Origin of the sequence: Nocardia sp. NPDC004604 (assembly GCF_040609795.1) — a bacterium.
Classification (GTDB): Bacteria; Actinomycetota; Actinomycetes; order Mycobacteriales; family Mycobacteriaceae; genus Nocardia.
In genome coordinates, this window is the sequence record NZ_JBEXLC010000089.1 from 25,796 (window position 1) to 35,967 (window position 10,172).

11 protein-coding genes are annotated in these 10,172 nt (G+C 66.4%); 5 read left to right on the forward strand and 6 right to left on the reverse strand.

Features of this window, described 5'->3' with window-relative positions; all coding sequences use genetic code 11:
• Positions 1-112 precede the first annotated feature (112 nt).
• A complete protein-coding gene (locus ABZW16_RS28190; protein WP_354959086.1) occupies positions 113-1,291 on the forward strand; it encodes an epoxide hydrolase in 1,179 nt (392 codons plus the stop codon).
• A 297-nt stretch (positions 1,292-1,588) separates the two neighbouring features.
• Here ABZW16_RS28190 and ABZW16_RS28195 read toward each other — a convergent pair whose 3' ends face one another.
• Positions 1,589-2,347 (reverse strand): hypothetical protein, encoded by a 759-nt coding sequence (locus tag ABZW16_RS28195; RefSeq protein ID WP_354959087.1) that lies wholly within the window; start codon positions 2,345-2,347, stop codon positions 1,589-1,591.
• A 227-nt stretch (positions 2,348-2,574) separates the two neighbouring features.
• On the opposite strand from ABZW16_RS28195, the gene ABZW16_RS28200 reads away from it, so the two are divergent.
• On the forward strand, positions 2,575-3,747 hold the full coding sequence (locus tag ABZW16_RS28200; protein ID WP_354959088.1) for an acyl-CoA dehydrogenase family protein: 1,173 nt from the start codon (positions 2,575-2,577) through the stop codon (positions 3,745-3,747).
• A 9-nt stretch (positions 3,748-3,756) separates the two neighbouring features.
• Positions 3,757-4,884 (forward strand): acyl-CoA dehydrogenase family protein, encoded by a 1,128-nt coding sequence (locus ABZW16_RS28205; protein WP_354959089.1) that lies wholly within the window; start codon positions 3,757-3,759, stop codon positions 4,882-4,884.
• 53 nt (positions 4,885-4,937) lie between these two features.
• Here ABZW16_RS28205 and ABZW16_RS28210 read toward each other — a convergent pair whose 3' ends face one another.
• Positions 4,938-5,399, reverse strand: a complete 462-nt coding sequence (locus ABZW16_RS28210) for a hypothetical protein (protein WP_354959090.1) — start codon at positions 5,397-5,399, stop codon at positions 4,938-4,940.
• 227 nt (positions 5,400-5,626) lie between these two features.
• On the opposite strand from ABZW16_RS28210, the gene ABZW16_RS28215 reads away from it, so the two are divergent.
• Positions 5,627-5,977 carry a hypothetical protein gene (locus ABZW16_RS28215; protein WP_354959091.1) on the forward strand — a complete coding sequence of 117 codons (351 nt, stop codon included), beginning with the start codon at positions 5,627-5,629 and terminating at the stop codon, positions 5,975-5,977.
• A 75-nt stretch (positions 5,978-6,052) separates the two neighbouring features.
• On the forward strand, positions 6,053-6,904 hold the full coding sequence (locus ABZW16_RS28220; RefSeq protein ID WP_354959092.1) for a GNAT family N-acetyltransferase: 852 nt from the start codon (positions 6,053-6,055) through the stop codon (positions 6,902-6,904).
• Between the two features lie 263 nt (positions 6,905-7,167).
• On the opposite strand, the gene ABZW16_RS28225 is transcribed toward ABZW16_RS28220, so the two are convergent.
• From ABZW16_RS28225 to ABZW16_RS28240, 4 genes are all read right to left on the reverse strand, one after another.
• Positions 7,168-8,139, reverse strand: a complete 972-nt coding sequence (locus ABZW16_RS28225) for a hydroxymethylglutaryl-CoA lyase (protein WP_354959093.1) — start codon at positions 8,137-8,139, stop codon at positions 7,168-7,170.
• Positions 8,139-8,330 (reverse strand): hypothetical protein, encoded by a 192-nt coding sequence (locus ABZW16_RS28230; RefSeq protein ID WP_354959094.1) that lies wholly within the window; start codon positions 8,328-8,330, stop codon positions 8,139-8,141. Before ABZW16_RS28230 ends, ABZW16_RS28225 begins: the two co-directional genes overlap by 1 nt.
• 31 nt (positions 8,331-8,361) lie before the next feature.
• Positions 8,362-9,570, reverse strand: a complete 1,209-nt coding sequence (locus ABZW16_RS28235) for a CaiB/BaiF CoA-transferase family protein (RefSeq protein WP_354959095.1) — start codon at positions 9,568-9,570, stop codon at positions 8,362-8,364.
• A 134-nt stretch (positions 9,571-9,704) separates the two neighbouring features.
• A partial coding sequence (locus ABZW16_RS28240) for a TauD/TfdA family dioxygenase (RefSeq protein WP_354959096.1) occupies positions 9,705-10,172 on the reverse strand: 468 nt, incomplete at its 5' end.

Below are 10,172 nucleotides of genomic sequence, written 5' to 3' on the forward strand. Positions count from 1 at the left end.
CCCCGTAGCGTCCTTGTTGTACCGAGATCAGCTAAGGGAGATACAGATGGATGCAGCAGTGCGTAGCGATTCCGTGCGGGGCAGCGGTCGGGCGACGAGTGAACATGCAGCAGTGCGTAGCGATTCGATCCGCGGTGGCGCTCAGGCGAAGGGCGGGCACGCCATTCGCCCCTTCCGCATCGACATTCCGCAGGCCGATATCGACGATCTGATCGATCGGTTGGCGCGCACCCGCTGGTCGGCACAGCTGCCGGGACAGGGCTGGGAGCGCGGTGTTCCCGTCGCGTACCTGAAGGAACTGGCCGAGTACTGGCGCACCGGGTACGACTGGCGCGCACAGGAGGCGGCGTTGAACGAGTTCCCGCAGTTCATCACCGAAATCGACGGTCTGGATGTGCATTTCCTGCAGGTGCGTTCGCCCGAGCCGGATGCGTTGCCGCTGATCCTGACCCACGGCTGGCCCAACTCGTTTGTCGAATTCGCCAAAACCATTGGCCCGCTGACGGATCCGCGCGCATACGGGCTGGATCCGGCGCAGGCATTCCATGTCGTCGTCCCGTCGGTTCCCGGTTTCGCCTTTTCCGAAGGGCCGCGCGATACCGGGATGACCGTACGCCGGGTGGCCGAGATGTGGGTCGAGCTGATGGACCGGCTCGGCTACACCAGCTATGGCGTCCAAGGCGGTGACCTCGGGGCCTATATCGCACCCGAAATGGCCCTCGTCGCACCGGAACGCGTGGTCGGTGTGCATATCGACGGCGGCATCGGCATGCCGACCGAGGCCGATGTGCCGACCATGACACCGGACGAACGCGCCGAATGGGATCAGATGCAGGGCTGGATGAGCGGCGGCGTGAACCACCACACGCTATTGCGCGCCGCACCTCAGACTTTCGCGCACGCCTGGACCGACTCCCCGGTCGGCCTGCTCGCCTGGCTGATGCAGAAGTTCCACGAATTCACCCCGTTGGCCGAATTGGCCGAGGATGTCATGGACCGCGATCACCTGCTGACCAATATCAGCCTGTACTGGTTCACCAATACGGCGGGTACCTCGTCCTGGCCGATGTACAACGGACTCGGCGACGGCGGATTCGTCTGGCCCACCGGCCAAAAGGCGGTGCCGACCGGCGTCTACGCGGGTGGTTCGGCACTCATGCGGCGACTCGCCGAGCGCGACAACATCATTGCGCACTGGCCCGAGGGCAACACCGGAAACCATTTCGTGCCAATGGAACTGCCGGACATGCACGTGTCCGATATTCGCGCATTCTTCGGCAAGATTCGCTGAGAGGTCGGCTGAGCCGGACGCCCAGTTGAGCTGAGCGTCCAGTCGGGCTGGATGTTCGGTTGGGCCGGATGTTCGGTTGGGCCGGGCGTTCGGTTGAGCTGGGCGCACTTGGTCAGGTCGGGCCCATAACAGCCTGGCAGCTTGGTTGCGCCACCAGCCCCCTGGACAAACGATCACCATGCGCTCATGCAGGCAAACGCCGAGAACTCCCTGCACCAGCGCATTCTCGACTGATCAGGTGGTTGGGGGGATTGCTTACCTGTGGTGGGGTGAGGCTTCTGGTGGGTTGGGCGGGGGTCAGTTGTTCTGGTGCGCGATCTCGCTCCGCGCTACCGGCCCGGCCTGGTTCGGGGCGGCGGGGGCGGGGAGCGTCTGCGGGGTGTCCGCGGCGGGGGGCGGTGTTGCGGCATCGGGTGCTGGGGGCGGCGGCGCTACCACTGGACGGTCCGGTACGTAGAACATCCCGACTGTCGGGGTCATTACACAGTGTGCGAACGGGTAGTCGATGATGCCCCACATCGAGGCGATGACTGTGCCGGGACCGCTGGCCACGGTCTTGGACAGCGTTGGGCCGTATTCGGTCCGGTCGTCGAGTGTGCTGAGACCGCTCGCGCCGGTATTGACATTCAGCCAGGCCACGACGAGGCCGGAAGCCAGCGGCGAGCCCGAGTGCGCGGGTGTGGCACTGAAACGCAGGGTGCCCGGCAGCGGGTCGACCGCGCCGTTGGGGGTGGCGCCATCGGTGGAGGCGGCCGCGATGATCGTGGTGATGGGGCCGTTGCTGCCGCAGCCGAAGGTGGGCGCGGCATAGGCGAACGGGGTGAAAGCGGCCGAGACATTGCGCAATTCGGCGATGTCCACCAGCTTGGTGAACTGGTTGAGTGCGCCGACACCTGCCTGCGCGGCCGGATCCGGTCCGGCGGCGGTGGTCAGCTGTTCGAGTCCGGTGTCGATGGGAGCGGGCTCGGCGACCGCCGTGCCGGTGAGGGCCACAACCGCACCGACGCCGAGAGATGTCACTGCCGCGGCGGCACGTGCGATGGATCTGCCGTTCACTCGTTCTCCTCGATACCGAACACGGGGATTGCCCCGACCCACGTGCAGCAACGTACCAGTTCGCCGCTATCGCTGCCCAGGGAGTCGCGATCCCCGCGGCTGGCCGCTGGCCGAAACGCGACACGGTGGCAGGACCTGCGCGGCCTGCCTCTGTGACCCACTCGACAGTGCGAGATTACCGGGGGGTAGGTTTGACCCGGACGTACGAGACACACCGGGAGATGTGTATGAAACTAAGTCTGACGCCGGACGAGGTGAGCTTCCGCGACGAACTGCGGAACTTCTACCGGACCGAGATTCCCGCCGACATCCGTGACCGCGTCAAGTACGGCCACGAGCTGTCTCGCGAGGACATCGTCACCGCACACAAAATCCTCAACGACCACGGTCTGGCCGTGCCGAACTGGCCGGTCGAGTGGGGCGGCAAGGACTGGACCCCGATTCAGCGCCATATCTGGCAGGACGAGATGCAGCTGGCCTCGGTGCCCGAGCCGCTGACATTCAATGCCCAGATGGTCGGCCCGGTGATCGCGCAGTTCGGCTCGCAGGAGATCAAGGAACGGTTCCTGCCGCCGACCGCCGCCCTGGATATCTGGTGGTGCCAGGGCTTCTCCGAACCCGACGCCGGATCCGATCTGGCCTCGCTGCGCACCACCGCGGTGCGCGACGGTGACTCCTACATCGTCAACGGCCAGAAGATCTGGACCACGCTCGGCCAGTACGCGGACTGGATCTTCTGCTTGGTCCGTACCGATCCGAGCGCGCCGAAGAAGCAGGCGGGCATCTCCTTCCTGCTGTTCGATGTGAAGTCTCCCGGTGTCACGATCCGCCCGATCAAGCTCATCGACGGCGGTTACGAGGTCAACGAGGTCTTCTTCGAGAATGTGCGGGTGCCCGCCGATCAGCTGGTCGGTGCGGAGAACGAGGGCTGGAGCTACGCCAAGTTCCTGCTCGGCAACGAGCGCACCGGCATCACCGGTGTCGGCCGCACCAAGGTCAAGCTCGGCGTCGCAAAGGAATACGCGCGCCAGACCAAGTCGGGTGCTGGCACGCTGCTCGAGGATCCGCTGTTCGCCGCCCGGTTCGCGGAGTTGGAGAACGAACTGCTCGCGCTGGAACTCACCCAGCTGCGCGTGGTCTCGAATTCCTCGGACGGTAAGCCGAATCCGGCCTCGTCGGTGCTCAAGCTGCGCGGTTCCGAACTGCAGCAGGCCGCGACCGAGCTGCTGCTCGATATCGCGGGCCAGGACGCGCTGCCGGTCGGCGCCGATGACATCGCCTCGCCCGGTTGGGCGCAGCGCAGCGGCCCCGGCTACCTGAACTACCGCAAGACCACCATCTACGGAGGCTCCAGCGAGGTGCAGCGCACCATCATCGCCTCCACGATCCTCGGATTGTGAGGCACCGCCATGGATTTCGAACTCACCGATGAACAGGTCATGCTGCGCGACACGGTTCGCGACCTGCTGGCCCGCAACTACGATCCAGAGACCCGCCTGAAGGTCACCGACACCGAACTCGGCTGGAGCCGCGATGTCTGGAACCAGCTGGCCGAACTCGGCGTGCTCGGCCTGAGCTTCACCGAGGAGGACGGCGGCGTCGGCGCCGGTCCGGTGGAGACGATGGTCGTACTCGAGGAGATCGGGCGTCGCCTCGCACCGGAGCCGCTGGTGGACGCGGTGCTGGTGCCGGGTGGTCTGGTCGCGCGGGTCGGCACTGCCGAACAGCGGCAGCGGATTCTGCCCGAGGTCGCCGGCGGCACCAAGCTGCTGGCATTCGCCCATGCCGAACCCGGTATCCGCTGGCCGTCCACCGAACTCGCGACCACCGCTGTACAGCAGGGGGATTCGTGGGTACTGACGGGTCTGAAGAATCCGGTTCCGCACGGTGACAGTGCCGATGAACTGGTGGTCAGCGCGGTGCTGCCGAGCGGTGGCACCGGGCTGTTCCTGGTCGGTCCGGATGCCGCCGGGGTGCAGCGCAAGTCGTATCGGACGGTCGATGGTCAGCGCGGTGCGCAGATCGAATTCGACAAGGCTCCAGGCGAATTGCTCGGTGACAATATCGACGCCGCCGAGGCGGTGCAGGTGACCATCGGCCATGCGCAGGCCGCGCTCTGTGCGGAGTCCATCGGTGCGATGGCGGAGGCGCTGCGGCTGACGACGGATTATCTGAAGACGCGCAAGCAGTTCGGCGTCACGCTGTCGAAGTTCCAGACGCTGACCCAGCGGGCGGCGAATATGTACGTCTCACTGGAACTGGCGCGCAGCATGAGCCTCTACGCCAATGCCGCACTCGCCGACGGCGCGAATGATCCGGTTGTCGAGTCGCGGGCGCGGCTGCAGGTGGGTCGCTCGGCTCGGCACATCGGCCAGGAGGCGATCCAGATGCACGGCGGTATCGGTGTCACCGCGGAGTACCCGGTGAGCCACTACGTTGCCCGGCTCACCGCGATCGAGCGCACGCTCGGCGGTGGGCTCGATCATCTGCGCGTGCTCAGCGCCAGGGTTGGTGATTACGACCTGCCGGAGCTGTAGAACACGGTAACTCCGGACGGCGGCGTATGCGGTTGCATGCGCCGCCGTTTCGCTTATCCGTCGGAGTCGCCGTACAAACCCGGGGCGGTAGCCGGGCGGCGCGTCGTGGTCGGCGGCTCTTCGGTCGGCTCGACGACGGCCGGACGTTGGGTGTTGCCCGGCGTCGACTCGAACTCGGTCGTGGCGATCGGCGGCGACCCGGGCACGGTGAAGGGCGTCGACGACCGAGGCGTCAATTCGGGCGAGGTCGAGGGATCGGTGAATCCGGCCGGCTTGCGCGGCGGTCCGGGCGGTGCGACTTGCCAGCTCGGCGACGGTGGGATGTGCACCTTCGGCACCGCCGAGGTGGTACCCGCGCGGACGACCGGGGCGGCGTCGTTCGCGGATCTGATCGGTGGGGGTGCGACGTAGGTGTCGTGCTTACCGAGCCCGCAGGCTCCGATAAGTACGAGCCCGAGCGAGACCGCGCCCACGGCGATCGCCGGACCCGCGATCTTGGCCCTGCTGCGCTCCATCGATGACACTCCTCGTAGTTCGAGTGGGGCTCAACAATAATCGAGGCCGGTCGCCCCGGCCAGCTGAGAAGACGCTGGGCACTTGCGGCGCCAGCGCATATTAAACATCGTTAGTTCAGATATCGAATTGGTCTCTTCGGCGTGTCGCGGGCACGTGTCGTAGTCGAACCACGTCCCGTGGCCGTAGCGTGTGTGATCAAAGTTACGCGTGAGACGCCAGTACCTAGATGAGAGACGCGCGGTGCAATCTGCGCGAGGGCAATACTCTGATCGGCGTCATCAAGGAGTTGATGATGGGAGCTTACTCGACAACTCCGTTGCGAGACTCCGGCGCGGCCGACGAATCGGCGGCCACGGAAAACTCGCAGCAAGTCGTGTCGAACCCGCCAGAACGCACGTTGTCCGCGGCCCTGTCGCGGATAGCGGCCTGGGTGTTTTTCGTCGGCGGCATCGTCGGAGCAGTACTCGGCATCGCTGGACTGCATGTCGAAATCACCGTCGCCGGACTGATTCTCGCGTGCACCGCCGGATTGGTCCTGCTCAAGCTGCGCGCCGATGGAGCGGGGCGAACCGGCTGAAGCGGGCGTTGCCGCGGCACGGCGGCGTGGGAAATCGGGAGCGCGCAGGGCTTTCGGGCTCTAGCGTGATTCGGTATGAGGATCGAGATCACCGCCGACGCCGCGCGGTACCGGGCGGTCACCGAGGGCTTCCTGCTGCGTGATCCGCTGCGGCACACGGTGATCACCACGGGCATCGCCAATCACCTCACTGGCATGCAGGCCGATGCCGAACTGTCGCGGTTCCTGTCCGTGCACGATGATGACGCGACGGTTATCGGCGTCGCCATGCGCGCTGCCGGACGTGGGGTGTACCTCGGTGAGCTGCCCGCGGGAAGTGTTGCGGCCGTTGCCGATGCGATGGCCGAGGTTGCCCGGGATGTGAGCGGGGTCGAGGGTGCGATCGACGACGCCACCGAATTCGCCGAGCGCTGGGGGCGGCGCCACGGCGTGGACTTCGTGGAGGCGTATTCCACCCGCCTCTACCGGCTCGCGGAACTGAGCGTTCCCGAGACTGCCGGATCACCGCGGCGCGCAACCGAATCCGATGTGGCGCTGTGTGTCGGCTGGACCGAGGACATGCGCATGGAATCCGGTCTGCCACCGCCGAGCCTGAACGCCATCGCCATCCGGAATCGGATCGCGACCGGACGCTGGTGGCTGTGGGAACGCGACGGCCGTCCCGTCTGCCTTGCCGCGCACCAGATTCCGGTGTTCGGCTGGTCTCGGATCGGCCCGGTCTACACCCCGCCTGAGCAACGCGGCCACGGCTACGCCAGCATCCTCACCGCCCATGTGGCCCGCACCCTGCGCTGGCAGGGCCTGAACGTCTGCCTGTTCGCCGATATCGCCAACCCCACCTCGAACAAGATCTACCGCGCCATCGGGTTCGAGCCCGTCCGCGATTTCCGGCACTACCAGTTCACCCCGGCCCGCACCGAGCGGTAATTCGGTACGCGCCATCGGCTCCGGCCAACCCTTTGCGCTTCTTCAGCTTTCGACAAGATCAACACTGCAGGCTGTGGCCGTGACGATTTTCGCTACTCGCGAGGAAGCCGACTGCAACGCTATCCGGAAGGGCACCGGCCACCGCTCCCAGATCCTGAACTCCCTTTGCCAGGACTGATCGCCACTGGGTGCCGCACAAGCATTGGGGACCTCGCGGGCCTATGGCTTGTGCGACATTCACGCTGCGTGTGCGCCGGCCACCGTTACTGGGTGATGACCCATTCGAAGGCGGGGGCTTTGGAGCGAGCGCCTTCGGCGGTGCGGGAGCGGTTGGGTTCGGCGAGTTCGGTTAGTAGGGCTTCGGTGAGGGTGACCAGGTCGGCCAGGACGGGTGGGGTGAACCAGGTGGGGCGGGTGGCGAAGAGGATGTCCTCGGTGGAGGTGTTGCCGCTCGCGCCGGGGGCGAAGGGGCAGCCGCCGAGGCCGCCCAGGGAGCCGTCGACCATGGTGGCACCGGCTTGCAGAGCGGCGAGGGTATTCGCGACGCCCATGCCCCAGGTGTCGTGACCGTGAAAGACGATGCGGCGGTGCGGGGTTCGGTCGCGTACGGCCGAGATCAGCGCGGACACCTGGGTCGGGTGGGCCTGGCCGAGGGTGTCGGCGATGACGATATCGGCGGCGCCCTCGGTGCGCGGGTCGTTGGCGATGGCCAGGACTCGCTCCGGGTCGACGGGGCCGTCGAAGGGGCAGGTGAAGCTGGTGGCGAGGCAGAGTTGGATTTCGCCGCCCGCCTCCTCGGCCAAGCGGACCGCGTCCGGCATGGCGGCGACGCTGTCCTCGGTGCTGCGGCCGATATTGGCCTTATTGTGCGCATCCGAGGCGGAGAAGCAGTATTGGAAGTTGCGCACGCCCGCGGCGGCGGCCTTCTCGATATGGCGCGGTGTCGCCACCCAGACCCAACAGCGTTGCAGCTCTTGCGGAGTCAGTGCGGCAATGAGCTCCATGGTGTTGGCCATCGGCGGCACCAGATCGGCGCGGGCCATCGAGCCGATCTCCAACGCGGGCACGCCGAGCGCGAGCAGGCGGCGCACGATCTCCACCTTGCGCTCGACCGGCAGCACCTTTCCGGTCAGCTGCAATCCGTCGCGCAGCGTCACATCGCGCAGAATGGAGTCGGGCCCGCCCGTCGCGCGATCATCGCCCCTCGTCGAATCGCTATGCGCGGCAGCGCTCATCACTCTTCCTCCAGCGCGTCCCGAACCGGCGGTGCCTGACGCACGTGCGGCGGGACGCACATCACACCACCACACGGCTTTTCGTTGCTCGCCGGGGTGGGGTGGATCGTGGGGCGGGCGTGGCCGGGCGCGCGCAATTCACGCAGGTTGCGCCCCGGCGGCCGACGCCTGCCATAAACCCGTCGCGTCATGCCGCCACCACCGCGTCGATACCGGCGCGCATCACGCCTCCAGCCCGTCGATATCGGCCGCGCTCATCCCGAGCAGTTCCGAAAGCACCTCGCGCGTGTGCGCACCCAGATCCGGGCCGACATTGCGAATGGGCAGCGACTTTTCGCCGATCACCGGCACGATGCCGGGGAAGCCGACCGTCTTCGGCTGCGGCGCACCGACATCGACCGGGAACGGCTGAATCATATTGCGCGCCTGGTACTGCTCGTCGGCGACGATATCGGCGGCGGTGTAGATGGGGCCGCAGGGGATGGCGGCCGCCTCCAGCAGTTTCAGTGCCTCGTCGCGGGTGTGCCGCACGGTCCATTCGGCAATGCACGCGTCGAGCCGTTCGCGGTTGCGCCAGCGTCCGGCATTGTCCTGCAGCTCCGGATCGGCGGCCAGGTCCGGGCGGCTGATCACCTCCATATAGCGCTGGAAGATGGCATCACCGTTGCCGCCGATAATGATGCTCGCGCCGTCACTGGTCGGATAGGCATTGCTCGGTGCGATGCCCTCCATCCGGCCGCCGACGCGCTCGCGGTTGATGCCGTACGCGAGATAGTCGGGGACCAGCGATTCCATCACCGACAGAATCGCCTCGTTCAGAGCCACATCGATAACGCGTGCACCGAGCGGAATCGATTCGGTCGTGCGTTCGCGCTGGAACAGTGCCATCACCGTCCCGAAAGCCGCGTAGATGCCCGCGATCGAATCGCCGATGGACACGCCGACCCGCACCGGCGGCCGATCCGGATCGCCGACGAGTTCACGCAGACCGCCCACTGCCTCCGCGACCGCGGCGAAACCGGGCCGTGCGGCCAACGGGCCGGTCTGCCCGTAGGCGGAGATCCGGGTGATCACCAGATCCGGATTGACCTCGTTGAGCACCTCCGGGCCGAGGCCCCACTTCTCGAGCATGCCCGGACGGAAGTTCTCCAGCAGCACGTCGCAGTGCCGCAGCAGGTCGAGCACGATGCCACGGCCCGCCTCGGTGCGTAGATCCAGCGTGATCGACTTCTTGTTCCGGTTGATGGTGCGGTACAGCATCGAGGTATCGCCGCCGTAGAGCCGCCAATTGCGCAGCTCATCTCCGGCCTTCGGCCGCTCCACTTTGATCACCTCGGCACCGAAGTCGCCGAGGATGCGACCAGCGGTCGGCGCGGCGATGTAATTGCCGAGTTCCAGGACGCGAACCCCGTCCAGCGGGCTGATACTCATGGGTTCAGTGTGTACTATCGCGCCGCCCGGCAGCGGCCCGACCTCGTGCTCGGCTACGGCCCGGTAGGTGGACCGCACGGCCCCTCAACTGCCGCAGCACAATCGGAGATACTGCGGCAGCCGTGCGGTCGCTGTCACGATGCGAGCGGTGAGACTTCCTCGATGATCGAGTAGTGCTCGGCATTGCCGTGCTGCACCGTGCTCTTGACGCCGTCGACACCGACCGGAATATCGCCAGCGAGGGTGATCCGGGTCAGCTTGCGGGGCTGGTCGTCGTAGTCGTCGATGGCGTAGTGCTGGGTGGCGCGGTTGTCCCAGATGGCGACGTCACCGGGCTGCCAGTTCCAGCGGGTGGTGTTCTCCAGCCGGGTCACCCGGTCCTGGAACAGCCGGAACAGAGCCTGGGACTCGCTGGTAGAGATGCCGACGAAATGCTTGACGAAGTGCCCGACCAGCAGGGCACGCTCGCCGGTTTCCGGGTGCACCCGCACCACCGGATGTTCGGTCTCGTAGAAGTCCGATTGGAACTCGGCGCGGTAGGCCGCGGTGTTCGGGGTACTGCGGTCGACATTGGTGGCGGCGTAGTCGTAGATATTGGTGTG